This window comes from Streptomyces sp. SAJ15, from assembly GCF_007595705.1.
Taxonomy (GTDB): Bacteria; Actinomycetota; Actinomycetes; order Streptomycetales; family Streptomycetaceae; genus Streptomyces.
The window spans coordinates 491,111-516,089 of sequence record NZ_NISY01000004.1; the positions used below are offsets into that span (position 1 = coordinate 491,111).

The following is a 24,979-nucleotide window of genomic DNA, read 5'->3' on the forward strand; positions in this document are numbered from 1 at the left end:
GCGGCGAGGGCCTGTTGTCGTAGGTCGACCCCCTCCCCGCGGAGTGCGGTGTCGCGCCATACGCGCCCCGTCGGCCGTCCCAGTGCATCCCATGAATCCACGCGGACACCACAGGAGCCCCACGCAGATGTCGGTCCCTTCCACTCCCGAGCATTCCGTCGGCCGTCCCACGCCCGTCACGGCGGCGACCGTCACCCAGCGGCCGTCCGGGATGCCGATCCACAAGTACGGCCCCTACGAGGCGGTGGACCTGGCCGACCGCACCTGGCCGAACCAGCGCATCACCGCCGCGCCGCGCTGGCTCTCCACCGACCTGCGGGACGGCAACCAGGCGCTGATCGACCCGATGTCCCCGGCCCGCAAGCGGGAGATGTTCGACCTGCTGGTCCGGATGGGCTACAAGGAGATCGAGGTCGGCTTCCCCTCCTCGGGCCAGACGGACTTCGACTTCGTACGGTCGATCATCGAGGAAGGCGCCATCCCGGAGGACGTGACGATCTCCGTGCTGACCCAGGCGCGCGAGGAGCTGATCGAGCGCACCGTGGAGTCGCTGCGCGGCGCGCACAAGGCGACCGTGCACCTGTACAACGCCACCGCGCCGGTCTTCCGCCGCGTCGTCTTCCGCGGCTCGCGCGAGCAGGTCAAGCAGATCGCCGTCGACGGCACCCGGCTGGTGATGGAGTACGCCGAGAAGATCCTGGGTGACGAGACCGTCTTCGGCTACCAGTACAGCCCGGAGATCTTCACCGACACCGAGCTGGACTTCGCGCTGGAGGTCTGCGAGGGCGTCATGGACGTCTGGCAGCCGGAGGCCGGGCGGGAGATCATCCTGAACCTGCCCGCCACCGTCGAGCGGTCGACCCCCTCCACCCACGCCGACCGCTTCGAGTGGATGTCGCGGAACCTGTCGCGGCGCGAGCACGTGTGCCTGTCGGTCCACCCGCACAACGACCGGGGCACCGCCGTCGCCGCCGCCGAGCTGGCGATCATGGCGGGCGCGGACCGGATCGAGGGCTGCCTGTTCGGCCAGGGCGAGCGCACCGGCAACGTCGACCTGGTGACGCTGGGCATGAACCTGTTCTCCCAGGGCGTGGACCCGCAGATCGACTTCTCGCAGATCGACGAGATCCGTCGCACCGCTGAGTACTGCAGCCAGATGGAGGTCCACCCGCGCCACCCGTACGCGGGCGACCTGGTCTACACCGCCTTCTCCGGCTCCCACCAGGACGCCATCAAGAAGGGCTTCGAGGCGATGGAGGCCACCGCCTCGGCCGCCGGCAAGACGGTGGACGAGATCGAGTGGGCGGTTCCGTACCTGCCCATCGACCCCAAGGACGTGGGCCGCTCCTACGAGGCGGTCATCCGGGTGAACTCGCAGTCCGGCAAGGGCGGAATCGCCTACGTCCTGAAGAACGACCACAAGCTGGACCTGCCGCGCCGGATGCAGATCGAGTTCTCCAGGACGATTCAGGCCAAGACCGACGCCGAGGGCGGCGAGGTCACGCCCAAGGACATCTGGGCCGTCTTCCAGGACGAGTACCTGCCCAATCCGGCCGACCCGTGGGGCCGCATCCAGCTGCGCGCGGGCCAGACCACGACCGACAAGGACGGCATCGACACCCTCACCGTCGACGCGGTCGTGGACGGCGCGGAGACCGTGCTGACCGGCTCCGGCAACGGTCCGATCTCCGCGTTCTTCGAGGCCTTGGCCGCGATCGGGGTGGACGCCCGACTGCTGGACTACCAGGAGCACACGATGAGCGAGGGCGCGAGCGCCCAGGCCGCCTCGTACATCGAGTGCGCGATCGACGGCAAGGTGCTGTGGGGCATCGGCATCGACGCCAACACCACCCGTGCCTCCCTGAAGGCCGTCGTCTCGGCGGTCAACCGGGCGCACCGCTGATCCAGGCCCCGCCCGGTGCCCCGCTCACCCGTGTGGTGGGTGGGCCACCGGGTTTGGCCTGTTGTCTCCGTACGGGGTACTGACGACACATTGGCGATGTGGCTAACATCACGTCAACGCGGCGAGGTTGCCGGAGCGTGATGGAGGTGTGACGTGGTGCACACGGAGAGCCGCGGCGGCGGCGACGGCCGGAGCGGCCGGGAGCTGTGCGTCGTGGGTGTGCGCACGCTCTGGAAGACCGTCGGCGACGGCGAGTTCTTCTGCACCGAGTGCGGCGGCGACCGCAACTACCGCCGGCGCACCGGCCGCCGGCGCGTCGTGCTGTTCGGCCTCCCGCTCCCGCTGCTGCCGCGCAGCCAGGTCGCGCCCGTCCTCGAATGCGCCTCCTGCCGGGGCCGCTTCGGCATGGAGGCCCTGGACCACCCCACCACCACCCGCCTCTCGGCGATGCTGCGCGACGCCGTGCACACCGTCACCCTCGCCGTCCTCGCCGCCGGCGGCACCGAGGCCCGCCCGGTCCGCGACGCCGCCGTCGGCACGGTCCGCAACGCCGGCTTCGACGACTGCGACGAGGAGCAGCTGCTCACCCTGATCGAGGCCCTGGCCGCGGACACCGGCCGCCTCCCCGACACCTGCGCCTCCCGCGACGGACTGGACCCCTGCGGCACCGCGCTCGCCATAGAGCTCCACGAGGCGCTCGAACCCCTCGCCCCCCACCTCGCCCCCGCCGGTCGCGAGGCGATCCTGCTCCAGGGCGCCCGCATCGCCGTCGCCGACGGCCCCTACCGCCCCGCCGAGCGCGCCGTCCTCGAAACCGTCGGCCGTGCCCTGATGATCGGCCCGGACGACACGGCGCGGCTGCTGGCGACCACACGCACCTCGCCCTGACGCGCCCTTCGTCCTGACGCGCCCCTCGGCCCGAGCGCACCTCGTCCTGACGCGCCCCTCGTCCCGAGCGCACCTCGTCCTGACGCGCCCGCGGGCCGGAGCGTGAGGGCTCCGGGTGTCGGGGTGCTCGAAGGAGGGGCGGTGGCACGCGGGCCGACGCGGCCGTCCAGGGGCGCTCCAGGGCGCGGACGCGCTGCGTCAAGGGAGGCGAGCGGCCGTCCACGGGCCGGCGCGGCGTCCACGGGCCGACGCGGCCGCCTGTGGTGCGCGGGCGTGGCCGTGGCGCGAGAGTAGGGTGCGACACGGAGGCACCTCCCCCCGTTGAACAACCGGTACCTCCGTGCCGCGTAACCAGACTGGATGGCAGGCGAGGCCACGTCGACGTGTTTCGGCGAGGCCCGAAGGACGGCGAATCGGGAGGATCAGCCCATGGTGCTGCGCATCCACTTCACGGCCGAGGATCTGGCGCGCACCCGGCTGGCCGACCGGCCGCGGCCGCTGCTCGAACTGGGCAGCGCGATCCGGCTGTTGCAGAAGCCCACGCACACCTCGACGCATCCGGTCTGCTTCGACGCCTGGCGGAACCGGGCGTTCACCCGGCTGAGCCCGCGGGTGCGGACGCTCTTCGAGCTGATCCCGGCGTCCGGCTGGTCGTTGGACTTCCTCACCCCCGAGGCGTACGGCGACCCCGCGGAGCTGCTGGAGGAGGTGCGCCGCACCCCGAGCGCCCGATTACGCGCCGACCTGGCCGAGTGGGCGGAGCAGCGACCGCGAATACCGCGGTGGACCCGCCGGCTCATGGACGAACCCCGGCAGCTGCAACGGCTGGTCGACACCATGGAGCACGCCTACGACCAGGTGATCGCGCCGTACTGGACGCAGATCGAGCAGCATGCCCGCACCGACCGGGCCGTCCGCATGCGCCAGCTCACCGAGGAGGGGCTCGCGGGGCTGCTGGGCGGGCTCAACCCGCGCTACATCCGGTGGGACCCGCCCGTCCTGGAGGTGACCCTGGCCTCGGGCCTCAGCGGCGACCTCCCGCTGTGCGGCCGTGGGCTGCTGCTCGTCCCCTCCTACTTCGAGTCGACCTTCCCGGTGGTCAACGACGCCGATCCGCAGCCCTGGATCGTCTTCCCCATCTGCGTCGACGAGAACATCCTGGTCCCGCTCGCCGCCACCACCGAGTCCGCCCGCGCGGGGGTGCCCCAGTCCCTGACCGCCCTCCTCGGCCGCACCCGCGCCACCGTCCTCCGCGCCATCGCCGACCACCCCGGCTGCACCACCAGCGAACTCGCCGACCACGCGCGGATCGCCACCGCCAGCGCCAGCGAGCACGCCACGATCCTGCGCGGCGCCGGCCTCACCACCAGCAGCCGCCACCGCAACTCCGTGCTGCACACCCCCACCGCGGCCGGGATCTCCCTGCTCAACGCGGCCACGTACTGACGTGCGAGGATCATGGGCCGGACCCACGCCACCACCCCACCGAAGCGAGGAGACGGCATGCCCGCGCGCACCGTACTGATCCTGCAGCATGTCGAGGCCGAGAAGCCGGGCATGATCCTTGACGCGCTGGCCGGCTGCGACGCCGAGGTCGACATCCGCAACCTGCTCACGGCGGCTCCGGGCGCCCCGGTCGGTGAGCTGCCCGCGGTGGCCGAGTTGGCCGGGCTGGTCGTCATGGGCGGCCCCATGAACGCCGACGACACGGCCGCACACCCCGGGCTCGCCCGGGAGCGGGAGCTCCTGGCGGACGCCGTGGCGGCCGGTGTGCCGACGCTCGGCGTCTGCCTGGGCGCCCAACTGCTCGCCCGCTCGCAGGACATGAAGGTGCTGCCCGGTGCCGCCCTGGGCCAGGGCCCCGAGATCGGCTGGGCCCCACTCCACGACGTCGACCGCCGTGACCCGGTCGTCGGTCCGCTCGCCGACGCCCCCGGCGTGCTCCACTGGCACGGCGACCGCATCGTCGTGGACGGGCCCGCCCTGGCCCGCACGGAGACCACCTCCTGCCAGGCGTTCCGCGTCGGGCCCGCGGCCTGGGGGCTCCAGTTCCACCTGGAGGTCACCCCCGCCCTGCTGGACGAGTGGCTGGCCGAGCCCGGCTTCGTCGCGGAGGCGCGGGACGCCCTCGGCCCCGGCGCCCTGGACCGACTGCGGGCCGACGCCCGCACCGTCGCCCCGGCGCTGCGCCCCCTGGCCGAACAGAGCCTGAGCCACCTGCGCCGGCTGGTCCAGGAGCGGTCGGCACGCTGACGGCGAGCACCGCCGCCGAACCCCGAAAGGGGAGGTCGCCCCGGCCGGGTGCGTGGCACGCCGGGGCGTCGCCGTACGGAACAATGGCTCCATGAGTCTGTTCCGCGACGACGGCATCGTGCTGCGCACCCAGAAGCTCGGTGAGGCGGACCGGATCATCACGCTGTTGACCCGGGGCCATGGGCGGGTGCGGGCCGTCGCCCGGGGGGTGCGACGGACCAAGTCGAAGTTCGGGGCCCGGCTGGAGCCGTTCTCACATGTGGACGTGCAGTTCTTCGCGCGCGGCAGCGACCTGGTCGGCCGCAGCCTGCCGCTGTGCACCCAGAGCGAGACCATCGCTCCGTACGGCAGCGGTATCGTGACCGACTACGCGCGCTACACCGCCGGGACCGCGATGCTGGAGACAGCGGAGCGGTTCACGGACCAGGAGGGCGAGCCCGCCGTACAGCAGTATCTGCTGCTGGTCGGCGGGCTTCGCACGCTTGCGGCGGGGGAGCACGCTCCGCATCTGGTGCTCGACGCGTTCCTGCTGCGCTCGCTCGCCGTCAACGGCTACGCGCCGAGCTTCGGCGACTGCGCGAAGTGCGGCATGCCGGGGCCGAACCGGTTCTTCTCGGTCGGCGCCGGCGGTGTGATCTGCGGTGAGTGCCGGGTGCCCGGAAGCGTCGTACCCTCCTCGGAGACGCTGACGCTGCTCGGGGCGCTGCTCACGGGGGACTGGGAGACGGCGGACGCGTGCGAGGCGCGGCACGCCCGCGAAGGCAGCGGGCTCGTCGCGGCGTACCTGCACTGGCACCTCGAGCGGGGACTCCGGTCCCTGCGGTACGTAGAGAAGTAAGCAGCACCAGCCACGAAGGAGACGTGACACCGCATGGCACGACGCGGGATTCTGGGCCGGAGGCGACGTGACTACCGGGCCCCGGACCCACACCCCTCCGGTGCCCGGCCGCCGAAGATCCCCGGCGAGCTGGTCCCCAACCACGTGGCGATCGTCATGGACGGCAACGGCCGCTGGGCCAAGGAGCGCGGGCTGCCGCGCACCGAAGGGCACAAGGTGGGCGAGGGCGTGGTGCTCGACGTCCTCAAGGGCTGCCTGGAGATGGGCGTCAAGAACCTCTCCCTCTACGCCTTCTCCACCGAGAACTGGAAGCGCTCGCCCGACGAGGTCCGCTTCCTGATGAACTTCAACCGCGACGTCATCCGCCGCCGCCGCGACGAGATGGACGAGCTGGGCATCCGCATAAGGTGGACCGGCCGGATGCCCAAGCTGTGGAAGTCCGTGGTGCAGGAGCTCCAGATAGCGCAGGAGCAGACCAAGGACAACGACGCCATGACGCTGTACTTCTGCGTCAACTACGGCGGTCGCGCGGAGCTCGCCGACGCCGCGCAGGCGCTGGCCCGGGACGTCGCGGCGGGGCGGCTCGACCCGGACAAGGTCAACGAGAAGACGCTGGCGAAGTACCTGTACTACCCGGACATGCCGGACGTGGACCTGTTCCTGCGGCCGTCCGGAGAGCAGCGGACCTCGAACTACCTGATATGGCAGAGCGCCTACGCCGAGATGGTCTACCAGGACGTGCTGTGGCCCGATTTCGACCGCCGCGACCTGTGGCGGGCCTGCCTGGAGTACGCCTCCCGGGACCGCCGCTTCGGCGGAGCGATCCCCAATGAGGAGATCCTCCGCAAGGAGGGGTGACAGGGCGGACAAGGGTGCGGGGCCGGCTGTGACAGCCGGCCCCGCACCCTTGTGTCGTTCTCGCCGCCCGTGACCGGCGCTACGCCTCGGCCGCCGCGGCGCAGTCGCCGCAGGTGCCGAAGATCTCGATCGTGTGGGCCACGTCCACGAAGCCGTGCTCCGCGGCGATGGAGTCCGCCCACCGCTCCACGGCCGGACCCTCCACCTCGACGGCCTTGCCGCAGGAGCGGCAGACCAGGTGATGGTGGTGGTCGCCGCTGCTGCACCGGCGGTAGACGGCCTCGCCTTCGGTCGTGCGCAGCACGTCGACCTCGCCCGCGTCGGCGAGCGACTGCAGCGTGCGGTAGACCGTGGTCAGCCCGACCGAGTCACCGCGGTGCTTGAGCATGTCGTGGAGTTCCTGCGCACTACGGAACTCGTCCACCTCGTCCAGCGCTGCCGCCACCGCCGCGCGCTGCCTGGTGGACCGGCCGCGTACTGGGGGACCCGCGGTCGCCACAGTTTGCCTCCTCAAGCTCGGCTGCTCGAACTCACCCGTCCGGACTCGCATGGTCATTGTGCCAGGTAACACATGGCGGCCGGGCGAGGCCCGTACAGCAGGGCGAGAGCCGGGAGGGCGGCGCCGGGGCTAGACCTGGACGTCGTCCCGCTTCGTCGGCTCCAGAGTGCACTCCGCGCCGGCCTCCTCGGCCCGCCGGGCGCGCTTTCTGGCCAGCGGCGCGGCGAGGACGGTGATCGCGGCGAAGACGGCGATGGCGAAGACGACGATGGTGGCGCCGGGGGGCACGTCCTCGTAGTAGGAGTAGACGGTGCCGGAGAGGGTGACGGTGACGCCGATGCCCATCGCGGCCGCCAGCGTCATGGCGAAGCCGCGGGTGGCCTGCTGGGCGGCGGCCACCGGGACCACCATCAGCGCGCTGACCAGCAGCAGGCCGACGACCCGCATGGCGACGGTGACGGTGATGGCGGCGGTGACGGCCAGCAGCAGGTTCAGCAGCCGCACCGGCAGCCCGGTGACGCGGGCGAACTCCTCGTCCTGGCAGACCGCGAACAGCTGGCGGCGCAGCCCGACGGTGACCAGCACCACGAAGCCGGCCAGGCAGCTGATCGCGGTGACGTCCTCCGGCGAGACCGTGGTGATCGAGCCGAAGAGGTAGGTCATCAGCTTGCCGTTGCCGCCGTCGGGGGCGAGGTTGATCAGCAGCACGCCGCCGGCCATGCCGCCGTAGAAGAGCATGGCCAGCGCGATGTCGCCGCGGGTCTTGCCGTACCAGCGGATCAGCTCCATCACGATCGCGCCGAGCGCGGACACGGCGACCGCCGTCCACACCGGGTTGGCGCCGGTCAGGAAGCCGAGGGCGACGCCGGTGAGGGCGACATGGCCGATGCCGTCGCCCATGATCGCCTGGCGGCGCTGGACGAGGTAGATGCCGACGGCGGGGGCGGTGACGCCGATGAGGAGGGCGGCGATCAGCGCCCGCTGCATGAACGCGTAGTTCAGGAATTCCATCAGCTCAGCAGCCCCGTCCGGATCGGCTCGGCGTCGGGCGCCGCATGCGGGTGTACGTGGTCGTGGCCGGGCAGCGCGTGCTGGCCGACGGCCTCCGGCGGGGGCCCGTCGTGCACCACGCAGCCGTCACGCAGCACCACGGCGCGGTCGATGAGCGGCTCCAGCGGGCCCAGCTCGTGCAGCACCAGCAGCACGGTGGTGCCGGCGTCGACCTGCTCGCGCAGGGTGGCGGCCAGCACCTGCTGGCTGGCCAGGTCCACCCCGGCCATCGGCTCATCCATGATCAGCAGCTCCGGCTCGCCGGCCAGGGCGCGGGCGATCAGCACCCGCTGGTGCTGGCCGCCGGAGAGCGCGTTGACCGAGTCCCGGGCCCGGTCGGCCATGCCGACCAGCTCCAGGGCGCGGTCCACCGCGGCCCGGTCGGCGCGGCCCAGCAGCCCCAGCCGGGAGCGGCCCAGCCGGCCCGCGGAGACGACCTCCCGGACGGTCGCGGGGACGCCGCTGGCGGCGGTGGTGCGCTGCGGCACATAGCCGATCCGCGCCCAGTCGCGGAAGCGGCGGCGCGGGGTGCCGAAGAGCGTGAGCTCACCCTCGGTGAGCGGCACCTGGCCGACGACGGCGCGCACGGCCGTCGACTTGCCCGAGCCGTTCGCGCCGAGCAGGGCCACCACCTCGCCGCGGTGCACGGTGAGGTCGACGCCGCGCAGCACGGGGCGCGAGCCCAGCGAGGCCCTGGCCCCGCTGAGGGATATGACCGGCTCCTGCATCTCTGTCGCCTCCGTCACTGTGCGCCCAGGGCTCCCTGCAGGGCCCGCAGGTTCGCCCGCTGGACCGCGAAGTAGTCGTCGCCCCGGGAATCGTCGGCGATGCTCTCCAGCGGGTCCAGCACATCGGTCTTGAGCCCGAGGTCCCCGGCCAGCGTCTTGGCCGTCTTGTCGCTCGCGAGCGTCTCGAAGAAGACGGTATTCACCTTGTCCTCTTCCGCCACCTGGTGCAGCTTCTTCATCCGGGCCGGGCTGGGCTCGGCCTCCGGGTCGAGCCCGGCGATGGCCTCCTGCTCCAGGCCGTAGCGCTCGGCGAGGTAGCCGAAGGCGGCGTGGGCGGTGATGAAGGTGTCGGTGGTGCGGTTCTTCAGTCCGGTGCGGAACTCGCGGTCGAGCGCGTGCAGCTCCTCGACCAGCTTGGCGGTGTTGGCGCGGTAGTCGGCCGCGTGCTTCGGGTCGGCCTTCTCCAGGGCCTTCCCGACGCCCTTGGCGACCTCGGCGTACTTCACCGGGTCCAGCCAGACATGGGGGTCGGCGCCGGCGTCCTCGCCGTGGTCGTGGCCCTCGTGGTCGCCCTGCGGCTCGTCGTGGTCCTCGGCGTGGTCGCCGTGGCCCTCGTCGGCGTGGTCCTCGTCGGCGTGGTCCTCGCTGCCCTCGCCGTGGCTCTCGGCGCCGTGGTCGTGGCCGTCGACCTCGGCCCCGTGGTCTTCGAGGGGGGTGTACGAGGCGGCGTCGGCGATGTGCTCGGGGCCGTTCTGGTCGATGGCCTCGTCGACGGCGGGCTGCAGGCCCTTGAGGTAGATCACCAGGCCCGACTCGGAGAGCTGGGCGGTCTGCTTGGGGCTGATGTCCAGGTCGTGCGGCTCGGCGCCCGGCTTGGCGAGCGTGGTCACCCGTATGTGGTCGCCGCCGATCCGCTCGGCCAGGAACTCCATCGGATAGAACGACGCCATCACCCGGAGTCTGCCGTCCCCGTCCCTGCCGTCCGAGTCGGTGGCGGAACAGGCGGTGAGGGCCGCCAGGCCGAGAGCGAGGGCCCCCGCCACGGCGGCCGAGGGTATGAGGCGACGTGCGACGTTCATGACTCTCATTTTCAACAAAACTGGAAACCATTGTCAACAACGGTGGTCGCGGTGCTCAGGGGCCGATCGATTTGATCGAAGGGGTGCACGCGCCGGTAATCTGAGGCATTCGCTTCGTCGTCTTCAATGAAGAGAGCACCGTGGCCGCCGACAAGATCGAAACCATCGTCAGCCTGAGCAAGCGCCGTGGCTTCGTTTACCCCTGCAGCGAGATCTACGGCGGCCAGCGCGCCGCCTGGGACTACGGACCGCTCGGTGTCGAGCTGAAGGAGAACATCAAGCGCCAGTGGTGGCGCTCCATGGTCACCTCGCGTGACGATGTCGTCGGTCTCGACTCCTCGGTGATCCTGGCCCGTGAGGTCTGGGAGGCGTCCGGCCACGTCGCCACCTTCACCGACCCGCTGACCGAGTGCACCTCCTGCCACAAGCGGTTCCGCGCGGACCACCTGGAGGAGGCGTACGAGGCCAAGCACGGCCACGCCCCGGCGAGCCTGACCGAGCTGAACTGCCCGCACTGCGGCACCAAGGGTTCCTTCACCGAGCCCAAGCAGTTCTCCGGCCTGCTCTCCACCCACCTCGGCCCGACCCAGGACACCGGCTCGGTCGCCTACCTGCGCCCCGAGACCGCCCAGGGCATCTTCACCAACTTCATGCAGGTCCAGCAGACCTCGCGGCGCAAGCCGCCGTTCGGCATCGCCCAGATGGGCAAGTCGTTCCGCAACGAGATCACGCCGGGCAACTTCATCTTCCGCACCCGTGAGTTCGAGCAGATGGAGATGGAGTTCTTCGTCAAGCCGGGCGAGGACGAGCAGTGGCACGAGTACTGGATGGAGCAGCGCTGGAACTGGTACCGCGACCTCGGCATCCGCGAGGAGAACATCCGCTGGTACGAGCACCCGAAGGAGAAGCTGTCCCACTACTCGAAGCGCACCGCTGACATCGAGTACCGCTTCAACTTCGGCGGCACCGAGTTCTCCGAGCTGGAGGGCGTGGCCAACCGCACCGACTACGACCTCAAGGCGCACTCCGCCGCCTCCGGCCAGGACCTGTCGTACTTCGACCAGGAGGCCGGCGAGCGCTGGACCCCGTACGTCATCGAGCCGGCGGCCGGCGTCAACCGCGCCATGCTCGCCTTCATGCTCGACGCCTACATCGAGGACGAGGCGCCCAACGCCAAGGGCAAGATGGAGAAGCGCACCGTGATGCGCCTCGACCCGCGCCTGGCGCCGGTCAAGGTCGCGGTGCTGCCGCTGTCCCGCAACCCGCAGCTGTCCCCGAAGGCCAAGGGCCTCGCCTCGGACCTGCGCAAGCACTGGAACATCGAGTTCGACGACGCCGGCGCCATCGGCCGCCGCTACCGTCGCCAGGACGAGATCGGCACGCCGTTCTGCGTCACCGTCGACTTCGACACCCTTGAGGACAACGCGGTCACCGTGCGCGAGCGCGACACGATGAAGCAGGAGCGCGTCTCGCTGGACCAGATCCAGAGCTACCTGGGCGGCCGCCTGATCGGCTGCTGACGGCTCGGCCTGCCGGCCCGGCCTGAGCGCGGCGAGGCCCCGGTTTCCGTACGGAGCGTACGGAGGCCGGGGCCTCGTGCGTGTGGCGCGGTGCGGTGGCCTACGCCTCCCAGCCGGCGGTGTCGAGCTCGAAGTCGAAGGGGGCGGGGATGTGGACGGTCTCGCCGAACTTGACCTGGGTGTGCATGCGATAGCCGCGGTCAGGTGTCGGGTCGTGGTACACCGTGACATCGCCCTGGAGCATGTCCACCAGGACGTATACCGGCACTCCCGCCACGCCGTAGACCTTGACCTTGTCGTCACGGTCGAAGTCCGCGGTGGACTCCGAGGTCAGCTCCGTGACGAGGGACAGCGCCTCGCCGGGGAGCCGGATGCCACGGACTCGGGTGGCATCGGCATCGGCGACATGGAGATCCGGGCCATAAGCGCGGCTCTGGCCGGGGAAGACGAAGAGGCAGGGGGCCTGGCTCACCCGGTGGCCTTCGGGAGCATGAGGTTTGAGTTGCTCGGACAGCGACTCCATGATGTCGAGGTAGTACCCCCGCGACCACGGCGACATGACGATGTTCCCCCCGATGATTTCCGCGCTGAAACCCGTGGGCACGGCTTCGTTGATCGCTTCCAGCGCGCGGCACAGCTCTTCGAACGTGCTGACAGCGCCTATCGTGTGGGGTTTCTCGACCATGAGTGTCATGATGCTCCTCCGCGTCGCCGTAGGCGTTTCACCACTCAGCGTAGCCATCTGTCCCTGGCGCCGTGGGGCTACGCCCGAAGCCCCCGCAGCGCCAGCTCGCACACCGCCTCGAACGCTTCCTCGATCCCCTGCCCCGACCACTCCGCCGCGTACGCCGGGTCGTGGAAGCGGTTGGTGGCGTCCCAGACCGCGCGGGCGGCGCGGCGGGGGTCGGTCGCGGCGAACTCGCCGCGCTCCACGCCGCTCTCCACGATGGCCGCGAGCTGCCCGACCATCGTGTCGATGTGGTGCTCCACCGTGGCGCTGTTCTCGCCGACCAGCGCCATGTAGGTGGCGAAGAGCTCCGGGTCGTCGCCGGCCTTGCGCCGCTTGGCGGCGAACAGGGCGGCGAGCCAGGCGCGCAGTCGGTCCGCCGCCGGCTCGGACCCCGCGGCGATCGCGGACAGCTCCGCGTGCGACTGGTCCAACCACCGCTCGGTGACCGCCTCGCGCAGCGCCGCCTTGGTGCGGAAGTGGCGGTAGACGCTGCCGTGGCTGACCCCCAGCGCCCGGGCGACGTCCACCACGGTGGCCTTCGCCGGGCCGAAGCGTCGCAGCACCTCCTCGGTGGCTTCGAGGATGCGGTCGGGGGTCAGCTGCTCGGGCGGCATCGGGTCCCTTACTTCTCGCTGTCGAGGTGCGCCATCTGGGCCTCCGGGTAGCGCGCGCCCGCGGCGGCGCCCGCCGGAACGGCCGCTTCGATCGCGGCCAGGTCGTCGCCGTCGAGCGTAACGTCCAGCGCGCCCACCGCCTCGGCCAGGCGGTCCCGACGCCGCGCGCCGACCAGCGGCACGATGTCCTCGCCGCGGGACAGCACCCAGGCGATGGCGATCTGAGCGACGGTCACGCCCTTCTGCTCGGCGATCTCGCGCAGCGCGTCCACCAGGTCCAGGTTGCGGCCGAGGTTCTCCCCCTGGAACCGCGGGCTCATGCCGCGGAAGTCGTTCGCGGCGAGCTTGCGGTCGCGGGTGAAGTGGCCGCTGATCAGGCCGCGGGAGAGCACGCCGTACGCGGTGACGCCGATGCCCAGCTCGCGCGCGGTGGGCAGGATCTCCCGCTCGATCTCCCGCGAGATCAGCGAGTACTCGATCTGGAGGTCGGCGATCGGGGCCACGGCGGCGGCCCGGCGCAGGCTCTCCGCGCCCACCTCCGACAGCCCGATGTGCCTCACATAGCCGGCCTCCACCAGCTCGGCGATGGCGCCGACGGTCTCCTCGACCGGGACGGAGTGGTCGAGCCGGGCGATCCGGTAGATGTCGATGTGGTCCGTGCCCAGGCGCTGCAGCGAGTACGCGGCGAAGTTCTTCACCGCCGCCGGGCGGCCGTCGTAGCCGAGCCAGCTGCCGTCGGGGCCGCGCAGGGCGCCGAACTTGACGCTGATCAGGGCCTGCTCGCGCAGCGCCGCGGGGGCGGTGCGCAGCGCCTCGTTGAGCAGCAGCTCGTTGTGGCCCATGCCGTAGAAGTCGCCGGTGTCCAGCAGCGTGATGCCGGCGTCGAGGGCGGCGTGGACGGTGGCGATGGACTCCGAGCGGTCGGCTTCGCCGTAGAGGGCGGACATGCCCATCGCGCCGAGACCGAGGGAGGAGACCTGGGGGCCGGTGGTGCCGAGGGTGCGGGTCTGCACGGGGTGCTCCTGGGGGTGGGAGAGCGGCTGACGTCATCGAGCATGACATGTGCGATGACAGATTTCAATATTTGTCATCGAGATTATGTTCGGCGCTGCTCAAGCTCGCGCCGCCGCTCCTGCCGTGCCGTTCGGAGCCGTGCCGTCCGGATGCCGGGGCGGCGCTCTCCGGCCGCAGGCCGCTCCCCCCGTCAGCCCACCGCGCGCGGCAGCCGCAGGCTCAGCAGCGCCGTCAGCGCGATGGCCGCCACCTGCACCGCGAGCGTCGTCACCAGCGCGTCCCGCATCCCCGCCACGGACTCCACGGAGAGGAAGAGCGTGCCGAGGGTGGCCACGCCCAGGGCCATCGCGGACTGCTGCGTGGTGACCATGACCCCGCTGCCCACCCCGGCCCGCTCGGCCGGCACCTCCGCCAGCACGATCCGGAACAGCAGCGGCAGCTGGAGCCCCTGGCCGAAGCCGGCCAGCGCGATGCCCGGCGGCAGCGCCCACACGTCCAGGTCCGGCCAGCCGCGCAGCACCGTCACGGCGAGCACCGTCAGGCCCAGGCCCTGCACCACCGCGCCGACCGTGATCAGCCGGCTGCCGAACCGGGCCGCCAGCCGCGGGCCCGCGAGCGAGACGCAGAAGAAGGCCACCGCCATCGGCACCAGCGCCACCCCGGCGGCCACCGGCCCGAACCGCAGGCCCTCCTGGAGCGCCACCGCCACCACGAACATGAAGCCGCCGAAGCCGGTGGAGAACGGCACCACCAGCGCCAGGCCGCGCCGCAGCCCCGGCAGCGCGAACAGGCTCGGCGGCACCAGGGGGACCCGGTCGGGCCGGCCCGCGGCGTCGAGGCGCCGCTCCACCACGAAGAACGCGGCCGCGGCCGGCGGGAACAGCGCAAGCAGCACCCAGGTCCACAGCGGCCATCCCGCGGCCCGCCCCTCCGTCAGCGGCAGCAGCAGTGTGACCAGCGACAGCGCCAGCAGCACCGTGCCGGCCACGTCGACCGGCGCCGGGCGGTCGGAGCGGGTCTCCGGGACGGTACGGGCGGCGAGCGCCAGCCCCAACAGCGCGACCGGCACGTTGACCAGGAACACCGCGCGCCAGCCGGTGCCCGCCAGGTCCGCCGCGACCAGCACCCCGCCCAGGATCTGGCCGGCGACCATCGACAGACCGCCGGTGGCGCCGTACAGGCTCAGCGCCCGGGCCCGGTGTGGGCCGGAGGTGGTGGCCTGGATGGTGGCCAGCACCTGGGGGAGCAACAGCGCGGCGGCCGCGCCCTGCGCCACCCGCGCCCCGACCAGCGTCCAGGCGTCCGGTGCCAGCCCGCAGGCCAGCGAGGTCACGCCGAAGGCGGCCATGCCGACGAGGAACAGCCGGCGTCGCCCGAAGGTGTCGCCGAGCCGGCCGCCGAGCACCAGCAGCACGGCGTACGCCACGCCGTACCCGGCCACCACCAGCTCCAACACGGCCGGGCTCGCGTCGAGGTCGCGGCCCATCGCGGGCAGGGCGACGTTGACGATGAAGAAGTCGATCATCGGCAGGGCGGAGCCCAGCAGGATGGTGATCAACCCGGGCGCGGTCAGCCCGGCCGGGTCCTTGCCCGGGGCCTGGCCCCGGACGGTGGTCGAGGTCGAGGTCGAGGTCGAGGCCGTGGTCGTGGTCGTGGTCGTGGCCGTGGTGGGTGGGGTCGAGGTCGTGGTGGGTGGGGTCGAGGTGGGGAGAGCCTGCGCTCGTATCCGGGTATCGCTCACGCCGACGAGCCTGGCCGCCGCCCCAGCCTGGTACCAGAGTCTCTTTATCCTGGTACAAGAGGTACCTGGCAACCGGCTGGGCGCTCCGGCAGGCTGAGATCATGAGCACGACGATCATGCGGCCCGCGGGCACCGACACCGAGACCCGGCGCTCCGAACTCGCCGCCTTCCTGCGCAGCCGCCGTGAGCGGATCACCCCCGAGCAGGTCGGGCTGCCCCGCGGCGCCCGGCGCCGCACCCCCGGTCTGCGCCGCGAGGAGGTCGCCCAGCTCTCCGCCGTCGGCGTGACCTGGTACACGTGGCTGGAGCAGGGCCGCGACATCAAGGTCTCCGCCCAGGTGCTGGACGCCATCGCCCGCGCGCTGCTGCTCGACCGCAGCGAGCGCGCCCATCTCTTCGCCCTGGGCGGGGCCACCGACCCGGCCCCGAGCGGCGAGTGCAGCGGGGTGCCGCGGTCGCTGCGGCTGCTGATGGACGAGTTGGAGCCCTTGCCGGCCTGCGTGCAGAACAGCCGGTCCGACATCCTCGCCTACAACCGCGTCTACGGGCGGATGATGTGCGACCTCGACGCCCTGCCGCCGGAGGACCGCAACTGCCTCTGGCTGGCCTTCACCAACGCCGCCTGGCGCGCCAGCCTGGTCGACCCGCATGAGGCGGTCCGCGCGATGACCGCCAAGTTCCGCGCCGCCATGGCCGAGCACGTCGCCGATCCGGCCTGGAAGGCCCTGGTCAGGCGGCTGCACGAGGCATCGCCGGAGTTCCGGGAGATCTGGCGGCGGCACGAGGTGCTGCGGCCCGGCGAGAAGACCAAGGTCTTCCGCCAGTCGAGGGTCGGCCTGTTGCGCCTGAACTACACCCCTCTCTGGACCGCCCAGACCCCGGGCGTCGGGACCAGGCTGCTGACGTACGTCCCCGCCGACGCGGAGTCCCGCGAGCGCCTGGAGCGGCTGCACGCCCTGAGCCTGACCCCGGCCTGATCCGGCCGGCGCCGGGCCTGACCGGCAACGCGGGGCCGTCGTGACCTCCCGCGGAGCGCTGAGGTCACGACGGCCCCCCGCCGGGCGGCGGACAGGTGACGGCGTTGGCCGGGGGTCGGCCCGGTGGGGCGGGCTCGTCGAAGAGGGTGGCGGCGCGGCGGGCGGTGCGGTCGGCCCAGGGGGTGGTGGTGAGGGCGCCCAGCAGCAGGATGACGGCGCCGCAGCCGGCGATGATCCACCAGGCGGGGCGGCTGGCGGCGGCGAAGTCGGCGGCGGAGGCGGCGCCGTGCAGGGAGGCGACGCCGCCGACGATGCCCGCCGCCAGGACCGAGCCGATCACGGCGACGCCCAGCGAGGTGCCGATCTGCCGGCTGGTGGAGGCGACGGCGGCGGCCACCCCCGCCTGGGCGCGGGGCATACCCGAGACGGCGGTGTTGGTGATCGGGGCGTTGACCAGGCCGAAGCCGATGCCGAAGAGCACATAGCCGGTGATCAGCGTGGCGTTGTGGGCATGGGCGTCGAAGCCGGCGAAGAGGACCCCGCAGCCGCCCATCGCCAACCCCGCCAGCAGCAGCGGCAGCCGTGGCCCGCGCCCGCCGACCATCCGGCCCGACAGCGGCGCGAAGACCAGGCACATGGTCGCCATCGGCAGCATCCACAGCCCGGCGTCCAGGGGGGACAGCCCGCGCACCTCCTGGAGGTACAGGGCGTTGACGAACAGGAAGCCGCTGAGCGAGGCGAAGGCGCACACCGCGTTGACGGTCGCCCCGCTGAACGGGACGCTGCGGAAGAAGCGCAGTTCGATCAGCGGGTCCACCCGGCGCCGCTCGTAGCGGAGCAGCGCCACCAGCGCCAGCACGGCGATCGCGGCGCAGATCGGGATCAGCGGCCCGTCCAGCCCCACGCCCGGCGCCTCGATGATCGCGTAGGTGACGGAGCCGAGCAGCGCGATGACCAGGAGCTGGCCGACCACGTCGACCCGGCGCGGGCGAGGGGCCCGGGACTCCGGCACGTACCGCTCGGTGAGCGCCATCGCGAGGACGCCGACCGGGAGGTTGACCCAGAAGATCGAGCGCCAGCCGACCGACTCCACCAGCACCCCGCCGATCACCGGCCCGGCCGCCATGCTGATGCCGACCACCCCGCCCCACACCCCGATGGCGCGGGCGCGCTCGCGGGGGTCGGTGAAGGTGTTGGTGATGATCGACATCGCCACCGGGTTGAGCATCGAGCCGCCGACGGCCTGCACCATCCGGAAGACCACCAGGAGCTCCAGGTTCGGGGCGAGGCCGCACAGCCCGGAGCCCACCGTGAAGATCACCAGTCCGAGTTGGAAGACCCGCTTGCGGCCGATCCGGTCGGCGGTCGACCCGGCCAGCATCAGCAGGGAGGCCAGCACCAGGGCGTAGGCGTCGATGGTCCACTGCATGCCGGAGACCGAGGTGTCCAGGTCCCGTCGCATCACCGGCAGTGCGACGTTGAGAACGGTGTTGTCCAGGCTGACGAGCAGCAGGCTCATACAGCAGACGGCGAGCACGAGCAGGCGCCGCCGTTGGCTCAGCTCAGGCATGATCTGAACGCTACAGCGGCCGCGCCGCTCCGGCGCTGGCGATGCGTCCGCGTGGGTGCGGGACAATGGGAGGTCGTCCCTCCTGCCCGCGCATCCCGAGGAAGCCGCCCATGACCCTGACGCAGCAGTTGCAGATCGGCCCGCACACGGTCCAGCCGCCGGTGGTGCTGGCGCCGATGGCCGGGATCACCAACGCGCCGTTCCGCACCCTGTGCCGCGAGTTCTCGGGCGGTAAGGGCTTGTTCGTCAGCGAGATGATCACGACGCGGGCGCTGGTCGAGCGGGACGCCAAGACCATGCGGCTGGTCCACTTCGACGGGACCGAGAAACCGCGTTCCATCCAGCTGTACGGGGTGGACCCGGTCACCGTCGGCAAGGCCGTCCGGATGATCGTGGAAGAGGACCTCGCCGACCACATCGATCTGAACTTCGGCTGCCCGGTGCCGAAGGTGACCCGTAAGGGCGGCGGCTCGGCGCTGCCGTTCAAGCGCCATCTGCTGCGCGCGATCCTGCGTGAGGCGGTGACCGGCGCGGGCGATCTGCCGGTGACCATGAAGATGCGCAAGGGCATCGACGACGACCACCTCACCTACCTGGACGCGGGCCGGATCGCGGTCGAGGAGGGGGTGACGGCCATCGCCCTGCACGGTCGCACCGCGGCGCAGCACTACGGCGGCACGGCCGACTGGGAGGCCATCGCGCGGCTGAAGGAGGCCGTGCCGGAGATCCCGGTGCTGGGCAACGGCGACATCTGGTCGGCGGACGACGCCGTGCGGATGATGCGCGAGACCGGCTGCGACGGGGTGGTCGTGGGGCGCGGCTGCCTGGGGCGCCCCTGGCTCTTCGGCGACCTGGTCGCCGCGTTCGAGGGCGGCGGGAGCCCCGCGCGACCCACGCTGCGCGAGGTGGCGGCGGTGATGCGGCGCCACGCCGAGCTGCTGGGGGAGTGGCTGGAGGACGAGGCGCGCGGTGTCATCGACTTCCGCAAGCACGTCGCCTGGTACACCAAGGGCTTCTCGATCGGCTCCGAGCTTCGGAAGAAACTGGCGATCGCCTCATCGCTGGACGAAATGGACGCTCTTATGAGCGAGCTCGACCTCGACCAGCCCTGGCCGATGGGCGCCGACGGCCCGCGTGGACGCACGTCGGGGAGGAACCGGGTCGTCCTGCCGGACGGCTGGCTCAATGATCCGTATGAGCAGGCATCCGTCGACGTCGACGCGGAGTTGGACACCTCGGGGGGATGACGCCCTCGCGGCGCGGCCGTAACGGGTCCGGATGATGGGATCCGGCCACTGGGCGGTGCGTGATTCTCGCCACGCTTGATGCAGGGTTTGCTCATATGAGCGTTTTCGAGGCGGGTCTACCTTTCCAAGGGGTGGCACTGGGTGCCACCCCTTTGGCGTTCGTTCCCTTCGGGCTGTCCTCACGTTCCGTATATATGACCCCGCGTGGTGCTGGCGTACGGTAGTCATGTGTTCGACTCTTGAAGACGGCCTTCGGTGAGGCAACCCAGGGCGAGGACTTTCGATCTAGTGGCGGACGGGTGGTTACGGCCGCATGACGGCCAAGTGGACGTACCCAGGAACCTTCGATCTGGGTACGCTCCCCGCCGTCAGGGCAGCCGTCCGGAGGAGATCGAGTCCCGTGTCGGATACACAAGGTCAGCAGAAGTTCGTTTACGACTTCACCGAGGGCAACAAGGATCTGAAGGACCTGCTCGGCGGGAAGGGTGCCAACCTCGCCGAGATGACCAACCTGGGTCTTCCCGTCCCTCCCGGCTTCACGATCAGCACCGAAGCGTGCCGTGTGTACCTCGAGAGCGGCTCCGAGCCCACGGCACTGCGTGACGAGGTGAGCGCCCACCTCACGGCGCTCGAAGAGACCATGGGCAAGCGCCTCGGCCAGGCGGACGACCCGCTGCTGGTATCGGTGCGCTCCGGCGCCAAGTTCTCCATGCCCGGCATGATGGACACCGTCCTGAACATCGGGCTCTCCGACGAGTCGGTCACCGGGCTCGCGACGCAGGCCGGCGACGAGCGGTTCGCCTGGGACTCCTACCGCCGACTGATCCAGATGTTCGGCAAGACCGTGCTCGGCGTCGACGGCGAACTGTTCGAGGACGCCCTGGAGGAGGCCAAGCGCGCCAAGGGCGTCACCGTCGACGTCGACCTGGACGCCGCCGACCTGACCCGGCTGGTCGCCGTCTTCAAGGACATCGTGGCCAAGGAGACCGGCCGCGCGTTCCCGCAGGACCCGCGCGAGCAGATGGACCTCGCCATCAAGGCGGTCTTCGACTCCTGGAACGGCGAGCGCGCCAAGCTCTACCGCCGTCAGGAGCGGATCCCCAGCGACCTGGGCACCGCGGTCAACATCTGCTCGATGGTCTTCGGCAACCTCGGCCCCGACTCCGGCACCGGCGTCGCCTTCACCCGCGACCCGGCCAGCGGCCACCAGGGCGTCTACGGCGACTACCTGCAGAACGCCCAGGGCGAGGACGTCGTCGCCGGCATCCGCAACACGGTCCCGCTCGCCGATCTGGAGCGGATCGACAAGGCGTCGTACGACCAGCTGATGCAGATCATGGAGACGCTGGAGACGCACTACAAGGACCTGTGCGACATCGAGTTCACCATCGAGCGCGGCAAGCTGTGGATGCTCCAGACCCGCGTCGGCAAGCGGACGGCGGGGGCCGCCTTCCGCATCGCCACCCAGCTGGTCGACCAGGGCCTCATCGACGAGGCCGAGGCGCTCCAGCGGGTCAGCGGCGGCCAGCTGGCGCAGCTGATGTTCCCGCGCTTCGACGAGAACGCCAAGGTCGAGAAGGTCGGCCGCGGCATCGCCGCCTCGCCGGGCGCGGCCGTCGGCAAGGCGGTCTTCGACTCGTACACCGCCGTCAAGTGGTCCCGCTCGGGCGAGAAGGTCATCCTGATCCGCCGTGAGACCAACCCGGACGACCTGGACGGCATGATCGCCGCGGAGGGCATCCTCACCTCCCGCGGCGGCAAGACCTCGCACGCGGCGGTCGTCGCCCGCGGCATGGGCAAGACCTGTGTCTGCGGCGCCGAGGAGCTGGAGGTCGACACCAAGCGCCGCCGAATGACCACCGCCTCCGGCGTGGTCGTCGAGGAGGGTGACGTCGTCTCCATCGACGGCTCCACCGGCAAGGTCTACCTGGGCGAGGTCCCGGTGGTCCCGTCCCCGGTCGTCGAGTACTTCGAGGGCCGCATGCACGCGGGCGCCGACGACGCCGACGAGCTGGTCAAGGCCGTGCACCGGATCATGGCGTACGCGGACCGGGTGCGCCGGCTGCGGGTGCGCGCCAACGCCGACAACGCCGAGGACGCCGCCCGCGCCCGCCGCTTCGGCGCCCAGGGCATCGGGCTGTGCCGCACCGAGCACATGTTCCTCGGCGAGCGGCGCGAGCTGGTGGAGCGGCTCATCCTCGCGGACACCGAGGAGGAGCGCGGCCAGGCGCTGGAGGCCCTGCTGCCGATGCAGAAGGGCGACTTCGTCGAGCTCTTCGAGGCCATGGACGGGCTGCCGGTGACGGTCCGCCTGCTCGACCCGCCGCTGCACGAGTTCCTCCCGGACATCACCGAGCTGTCGGTGCGCGTCGCGCTCGCCGAGGCCCGCGAGGAGACCCACGAGAACGAGCTGCGGCTGCTCCAGGCCGTGCACCGGCTGCACGAGCAGAACCCGATGCTGGGCCTGCGCGGCGTCCGCCTCGGCCTGGTCATCCCCGGCCTGTTCACCATGCAGGTCCGGGCGATCGCCGAGGCCGCGGCGGAGCGGAAGAACGCCAAGGGCGACCCGCGCGCCGAGATCATGATCCCGCTCGTCGGCACCGTGCAGGAGTTGGAGATCGTCCGCGAGGACGCCGAGAAGGTCATCGCCGAGGTCGAGGCCGCCACCGGCGTCGAGCTGAAGCTGGCGCTGGGCACGATGATCGAGCTGCCGCGCGCCGCGGTGACCGCCGGTCAGATCGCCGAGGCCGCCGAGTTCTTCTCCTTCGGCACCAACGACCTCACCCAGACCGTGTGGGGCTTCTCCCGGGACGACGTGGAGGCGAGCTTCTTCACCGCCTACCTCGAGAAGGGCATCTTCGGCGTCAGCCCGTTCGAGACGATCGACAAGGACGGCGTCGGAGCCCTGGTCCGCAGCGCCGTGCAGGCCGGCCGGGCCACCCGCCCGGACATCAAGCTCGGTGTCTGCGGCGAGCACGGCGGCGACCCGGAGTCGGTTCACTTCTTCCACGAGGTGGGTCTGGACTACGTCTCCTGCTCCCCGTTCCGGATCCCGGTGGCGCGCCTGGAGGCGGGCCGCGCGGCGGCCCAGAGCACGGGCAGCGACAGCCGCTGACGCGCCGCTGACGCAGCGGCCCTCGCCGGCCCGCGCGAGCGGGCCGGCAGGGGCGCGACCCCGGTGGGCCGTCCGTCCCGAAGACGGCGGCCTCGACCTTCCGCGGCCGGCCTTGAGACGGCTCGACGGCGGGTCGCCGGCTTGATGCGTTGAAGGCGGTCTCGACGGTCGACAGACGACCGGAGTCCCGTTATGCCGGGCACCACCCTCAGCCCGGCCGTGGTTCCGGCTTACAAGGGGGCGGCACCTGTGCGGAGGTGCCGCCCCCGCTCTCTTGGCCTGCGTGAACGGCGAGTAGCGACGCTTCACCTGGGAAAATCACTCTCAGTGATTCCCGTCGGTTCCCCGCGTTTCGTGCCCTCGTGTGCCCTCGTTGTGCCCTGTAGGGCACGCGGGTAAGGGCAACGTCACCCGCTGCGGGCAGCGATGAGCCCCTGCCGCTCTTCATGGAGCGGCAGGGGCTCAGTCGTAGAGCATCGCTGATGGCGAGCCCGGTCGCTTCAGCCCTCATCGTGCCGCGATGGCCTTCTCCAGCGCGCTGCGGTGCTCCCACGTCCATACGGCGCCTCGCAACTCCTCTGGCAGGCCCGCCAGGCCCGCCGAGAGGTGATCGGCGGCTTCGTCGTGGCGCCCCAGTGCCAGGGTGCACAGACCCATGTTCAGCCGGTTGAACTCCGGCGTCAGCCAGTAGGCCGTCTCGGGCGGTGGCATGGTTGCGGCAACGTCGGCCAGCTGCTCCGCGTCTTCCACCATCCGCAGGGCGCGATCAGCCTCTCCCATGGAGGCCAGCCCCGCTGCCGCTTGGAGCGTGTCTCCGAGCCGCTGAGCGGGGTGCGCCCCTGGCGTCTGGGCGGCAGCTGAGAACCAACGGGCCACGCCCTGCTGGCGTCCCTGCTGACGCGCGAGATACCCCCGGAAGTTCAGCGCCTGGGCAGCGAGCGTGCCGTCTTCGATCTCATCGGCAAGTTCCAGTGCTTGCGTCAGCAGCGACACGGCTTCCGTGTCCCGGCGCACCTGGGCGAGCATCCACCCGCCGAACTGAGCGAACTCCGATGCCACGGCGGTCAGCGCGTCCCGATGCCGTCCCCGGGCACCCTTGAGCATGTGCGTGACCTCCCGTACCTGCACAAGAGTCGCGGGGATGACCGACTTGGGATCCACGGCATCATCCAAGCGCCGGTAAGCGGCCAGGACACCAGCAAGGGCATCAACGGTTCCGGCGTCCACTCGTGACGGCTGATCAGTGCTTCGGCTGACTCGGGCCTGCTCGTCAACGTCGAGCAGCACCCCGGACAGTGCTCCACCAGCCTCAACGAGATCGTCAAGGGCGTCCGCCAGTTTGCGAGAAGGGCGCTGTTTCCCGTTCAAGACCCGGGAGAGGTAGGCCAGGTCGTAGTTGATCGCCTGCGCGGCGGCACGCATCGAGTAGCCGCTGTCCCGCAGCGCCCGAGAGGCAAGGTCGGCGAAGTCCTTCACGGTGACTCCAGGGGGTTGACCGGTGCTCCCAGAGTAGTCAATGACCGGTCAACTCCCCAGTGACCACTGATGACCTCAACGATTGCTCCGAAGAAAGGACCCCGGCGACCGTGTCAGCGGCCCCGGGGCGTGGCCATCAACCCCGGGAGGTTGACGACATGCACGACCTTATCCGAACGATCTTCGAACCGCTGCTGCGGTTACTACTTCCCGGGGCCGGTCGGCATCGGGTGAGCGCCCCTGCTCCCGCCGTCCAGCGGGAGGGGGCGCCGACGGCGGCCGCGCCCCGCCCGCCCGCTCCGCACCACGGGCTGCCCGAGGCGGACGGTGTGGCGTTCGTGCGCCCCTACGTGGTCGCTCACGAGGAACGGGTACGGCGTGAACAGCGTCGGCGTCGACGGTCGTTGTGGCTGGCCGTGCACGGGATCGACATCGGTCCGCGTCGGATCCACGGGGTGGAGGTGGCCCGGTGAGCGAGCAGACACCCCCGGCCCCGGGTCTGGAGAACAACGGCAAGGAGGCGCCGAGTCTGGCGGAGTTGGGGCGGCGCGGGGATGACCTGGCCGCGCAGATCCGTGCGCATCTGGGAGCGCGGGGGCCGGTGCGGCGCTCTGTCTACCGGTTCCGGGACTACACCATCCAGCCGGATCGGCGGCTGGAGGCTGAGCCGTACTCCTTCACGATGCAGTGCGCGGAGTGCGGAGACTTCAGCGAACCCTTCACCAGCGGTGCGGACGGCACCGCGTGGGCCGTGACGCATCTGAAGGCGAACACGAGCCACCTCGCCTACCGGGAGATCATCACTCGCCCGTACCGCTTCGAGCCGGGAGCGTGGCAGTGAGCCCGGCACGCGCCAGCACGCCATGGCTGATCAGTCCC

Annotated in this window: 22 protein-coding genes; 12 read left to right on the forward strand and 10 right to left on the reverse strand. The window is 71.3% G+C overall.

Annotated elements, in window-relative coordinates:
- Window positions 1–127: 127 nt before the first annotated feature.
- The 6 genes from leuA (at window position 128) to CD790_RS14725 (ending at window position 6,740) form a co-directional block, all read left to right on the forward strand.
- Window positions 128–1,903 (forward strand): 2-isopropylmalate synthase, encoded by a 1,776-nt coding sequence (gene leuA / locus CD790_RS14700; protein ID WP_144383649.1) that lies wholly within the window; start codon window positions 128–130, stop codon window positions 1,901–1,903.
- Between the two features lie 153 nt (window positions 1,904–2,056).
- Window positions 2,057–2,791 carry a TerB family tellurite resistance protein gene (locus CD790_RS14705; protein WP_260867577.1) on the forward strand — a complete coding sequence of 245 codons (735 nt, stop codon included), beginning with the start codon at window positions 2,057–2,059 and terminating at the stop codon, window positions 2,789–2,791.
- A gap of 429 nt (window positions 2,792–3,220) precedes the next feature.
- Window positions 3,221–4,237: a helix-turn-helix transcriptional regulator gene (locus CD790_RS14710; protein WP_144383650.1), complete on the forward strand. Its 1,017-nt coding sequence runs from the start codon at window positions 3,221–3,223 to the stop codon at window positions 4,235–4,237.
- 57 nt (window positions 4,238–4,294) lie between these two features.
- Window positions 4,295–5,044 carry a type 1 glutamine amidotransferase gene (locus CD790_RS14715; RefSeq protein WP_186319018.1) on the forward strand — a complete coding sequence of 250 codons (750 nt, stop codon included), beginning with the start codon at window positions 4,295–4,297 and terminating at the stop codon, window positions 5,042–5,044.
- A gap of 91 nt (window positions 5,045–5,135) precedes the next feature.
- The gene (gene recO / locus CD790_RS14720) at window positions 5,136–5,882 is read left to right on the forward strand and encodes a DNA repair protein RecO (RefSeq protein WP_144383652.1); all 747 of its coding nucleotides are present in this window, start codon (window positions 5,136–5,138) and stop codon (window positions 5,880–5,882) included.
- A 33-nt stretch (window positions 5,883–5,915) separates the two neighbouring features.
- Window positions 5,916–6,740, forward strand: a complete 825-nt coding sequence (locus CD790_RS14725) for an isoprenyl transferase (protein ID WP_144383653.1) — start codon at window positions 5,916–5,918, stop codon at window positions 6,738–6,740.
- Window positions 6,741–6,819: 79 nt separating this feature from the next.
- On the opposite strand, the gene CD790_RS14730 is transcribed toward CD790_RS14725, so the two are convergent.
- The 4 genes from CD790_RS14730 to CD790_RS14745 all read right to left on the reverse strand — a co-directional run bounded on the left by CD790_RS14730 (window position 6,820) and on the right by CD790_RS14745 (window position 10,096).
- Window positions 6,820–7,239: a Fur family transcriptional regulator gene (locus tag CD790_RS14730; protein ID WP_144383654.1), complete on the reverse strand. Its 420-nt coding sequence runs from the start codon at window positions 7,237–7,239 to the stop codon at window positions 6,820–6,822.
- 129 nt (window positions 7,240–7,368) lie between these two features.
- Entirely contained in the window at window positions 7,369–8,250 is an 882-nt protein-coding gene (locus tag CD790_RS14735) for a metal ABC transporter permease (RefSeq protein ID WP_186319019.1), read from the reverse strand.
- Complete coding sequence (locus tag CD790_RS14740; protein ID WP_144383656.1) at window positions 8,250–9,017, reverse strand: metal ABC transporter ATP-binding protein; 768 nt, start codon at window positions 9,015–9,017, stop codon at window positions 8,250–8,252. The genes CD790_RS14735 and CD790_RS14740 overlap by 1 nt, the downstream gene beginning before the upstream one ends.
- A 14-nt stretch (window positions 9,018–9,031) precedes the next feature.
- Entirely contained in the window at window positions 9,032–10,096 is a 1,065-nt protein-coding gene (locus tag CD790_RS14745; protein WP_144383657.1) for a metal ABC transporter substrate-binding protein, read from the reverse strand.
- Between the two features lie 140 nt (window positions 10,097–10,236).
- Between CD790_RS14745 and CD790_RS14750 the strand changes: the two genes are divergently transcribed.
- Window positions 10,237–11,616, forward strand: a complete 1,380-nt coding sequence (locus tag CD790_RS14750) for a glycine--tRNA ligase (protein ID WP_144383658.1) — start codon at window positions 10,237–10,239, stop codon at window positions 11,614–11,616.
- Between the two features lie 100 nt (window positions 11,617–11,716).
- Here the strand turns inward: CD790_RS14750 and CD790_RS14755 are convergent, their stop codons facing one another.
- The 4 genes from CD790_RS14755 to CD790_RS14770 all read right to left on the reverse strand — a co-directional run bounded on the left by CD790_RS14755 (window position 11,717) and on the right by CD790_RS14770 (window position 15,715).
- Window positions 11,717–12,301 (reverse strand): Uma2 family endonuclease, encoded by a 585-nt coding sequence (locus CD790_RS14755; protein ID WP_313956508.1) that lies wholly within the window; start codon window positions 12,299–12,301, stop codon window positions 11,717–11,719.
- Window positions 12,302–12,378: 77 nt separating this feature from the next.
- Complete coding sequence (locus CD790_RS14760; protein WP_144383660.1) at window positions 12,379–12,960, reverse strand: TetR family transcriptional regulator; 582 nt, start codon at window positions 12,958–12,960, stop codon at window positions 12,379–12,381.
- A gap of 8 nt (window positions 12,961–12,968) precedes the next feature.
- Window positions 12,969–13,973: an aldo/keto reductase gene (locus CD790_RS14765; protein WP_144383661.1), complete on the reverse strand. Its 1,005-nt coding sequence runs from the start codon at window positions 13,971–13,973 to the stop codon at window positions 12,969–12,971.
- Window positions 13,974–14,164: 191 nt separating this feature from the next.
- A complete protein-coding gene (locus CD790_RS14770) occupies window positions 14,165–15,715 on the reverse strand; it encodes an MFS transporter (RefSeq protein WP_399217540.1) in 1,551 nt (516 codons plus the stop codon).
- Window positions 15,716–15,816: 101 nt separating this feature from the next.
- Here CD790_RS14770 and CD790_RS14775 point away from each other — a divergent pair, with 101 nt between their 5' ends.
- On the forward strand, window positions 15,817–16,692 hold the full coding sequence (locus CD790_RS14775) for a helix-turn-helix transcriptional regulator (protein ID WP_144383662.1): 876 nt from the start codon (window positions 15,817–15,819) through the stop codon (window positions 16,690–16,692).
- Window positions 16,693–16,756: 64 nt separating this feature from the next.
- Here the strand turns inward: CD790_RS14775 and CD790_RS14780 are convergent, their stop codons facing one another.
- Window positions 16,757–18,262 carry an MFS transporter gene (locus CD790_RS14780; RefSeq protein WP_144383663.1) on the reverse strand — a complete coding sequence of 502 codons (1,506 nt, stop codon included), beginning with the start codon at window positions 18,260–18,262 and terminating at the stop codon, window positions 16,757–16,759.
- Between the two features lie 110 nt (window positions 18,263–18,372).
- On the opposite strand from CD790_RS14780, the gene dusB reads away from it, so the two are divergent.
- Window positions 18,373–19,509 (forward strand): tRNA dihydrouridine synthase DusB, encoded by a 1,137-nt coding sequence (gene dusB / locus CD790_RS14785; RefSeq protein ID WP_144383664.1) that lies wholly within the window; start codon window positions 18,373–18,375, stop codon window positions 19,507–19,509.
- 313 nt (window positions 19,510–19,822) lie between these two features.
- A complete protein-coding gene (ppdK, locus tag CD790_RS14790) occupies window positions 19,823–22,624 on the forward strand; it encodes a pyruvate, phosphate dikinase (RefSeq protein ID WP_399217543.1) in 2,802 nt (933 codons plus the stop codon).
- A 507-nt stretch (window positions 22,625–23,131) separates the two neighbouring features.
- On the opposite strand, the gene CD790_RS14795 is transcribed toward ppdK, so the two are convergent.
- On the reverse strand, window positions 23,132–24,100 hold the full coding sequence (locus tag CD790_RS14795; protein ID WP_144383666.1) for a helix-turn-helix transcriptional regulator: 969 nt from the start codon (window positions 24,098–24,100) through the stop codon (window positions 23,132–23,134).
- A 230-nt stretch (window positions 24,101–24,330) separates the two neighbouring features.
- Here CD790_RS14795 and CD790_RS14800 point away from each other — a divergent pair, with 230 nt between their 5' ends.
- Together CD790_RS14800 and CD790_RS35760 are read left to right on the forward strand one after the other, a co-directional pair.
- Window positions 24,331–24,573 (forward strand): hypothetical protein, encoded by a 243-nt coding sequence (locus CD790_RS14800; RefSeq protein WP_313956509.1) that lies wholly within the window; start codon window positions 24,331–24,333, stop codon window positions 24,571–24,573.
- On the forward strand, window positions 24,570–24,941 hold the full coding sequence (locus CD790_RS35760; RefSeq protein WP_260867578.1) for a hypothetical protein: 372 nt from the start codon (window positions 24,570–24,572) through the stop codon (window positions 24,939–24,941). The genes CD790_RS14800 and CD790_RS35760 overlap by 4 nt, the downstream gene beginning before the upstream one ends.
- The last annotated feature ends 38 nt before the right edge of the window (window positions 24,942–24,979 follow it).

Excerpts from the sequence above, each read along its gene's own strand:
- ppdK (WP_399217543.1), top strand. The coding sequence starts at position 19,823 with ATGACGGCCAAGTGGACGTACCCAGGAACCTTCGATCTGGGTACGCTC.
- CD790_RS14745 (WP_144383657.1), bottom strand. The coding sequence starts at position 10,096 with ATGAACGTCGCACGTCGCCTCATACCCTCGGCCGCCGTGGCGGGGGCC.
- CD790_RS14735 (WP_186319019.1), bottom strand. The coding sequence starts at position 8,250 with ATGGAATTCCTGAACTACGCGTTCATGCAGCGGGCGCTGATCGCCGCC.
- leuA (WP_144383649.1), top strand. The coding sequence starts at position 128 with ATGTCGGTCCCTTCCACTCCCGAGCATTCCGTCGGCCGTCCCACGCCC.
- CD790_RS14715 (WP_186319018.1), top strand. The coding sequence starts at position 4,295 with ATGCCCGCGCGCACCGTACTGATCCTGCAGCATGTCGAGGCCGAGAAG.
- CD790_RS14780 (WP_144383663.1), bottom strand. The coding sequence starts at position 18,262 with ATGCCTGAGCTGAGCCAACGGCGGCGCCTGCTCGTGCTCGCCGTCTGC.
- CD790_RS14710 (WP_144383650.1), top strand. The coding sequence starts at position 3,221 with ATGGTGCTGCGCATCCACTTCACGGCCGAGGATCTGGCGCGCACCCGG.
- CD790_RS14775 (WP_144383662.1), top strand. The coding sequence starts at position 15,817 with ATGAGCACGACGATCATGCGGCCCGCGGGCACCGACACCGAGACCCGG.
- CD790_RS14725 (WP_144383653.1), top strand. The coding sequence starts at position 5,916 with ATGGCACGACGCGGGATTCTGGGCCGGAGGCGACGTGACTACCGGGCC.
- CD790_RS14740 (WP_144383656.1), bottom strand. The coding sequence starts at position 9,017 with ATGCAGGAGCCGGTCATATCCCTCAGCGGGGCCAGGGCCTCGCTGGGC.
- dusB (WP_144383664.1), top strand. The coding sequence starts at position 18,373 with ATGACCCTGACGCAGCAGTTGCAGATCGGCCCGCACACGGTCCAGCCG.
- recO (WP_144383652.1), top strand. The coding sequence starts at position 5,136 with ATGAGTCTGTTCCGCGACGACGGCATCGTGCTGCGCACCCAGAAGCTC.
- CD790_RS14755 (WP_313956508.1), bottom strand. The coding sequence starts at position 12,301 with ATGGTCGAGAAACCCCACACGATAGGCGCTGTCAGCACGTTCGAAGAG.
- CD790_RS14760 (WP_144383660.1), bottom strand. The coding sequence starts at position 12,960 with ATGCCGCCCGAGCAGCTGACCCCCGACCGCATCCTCGAAGCCACCGAG.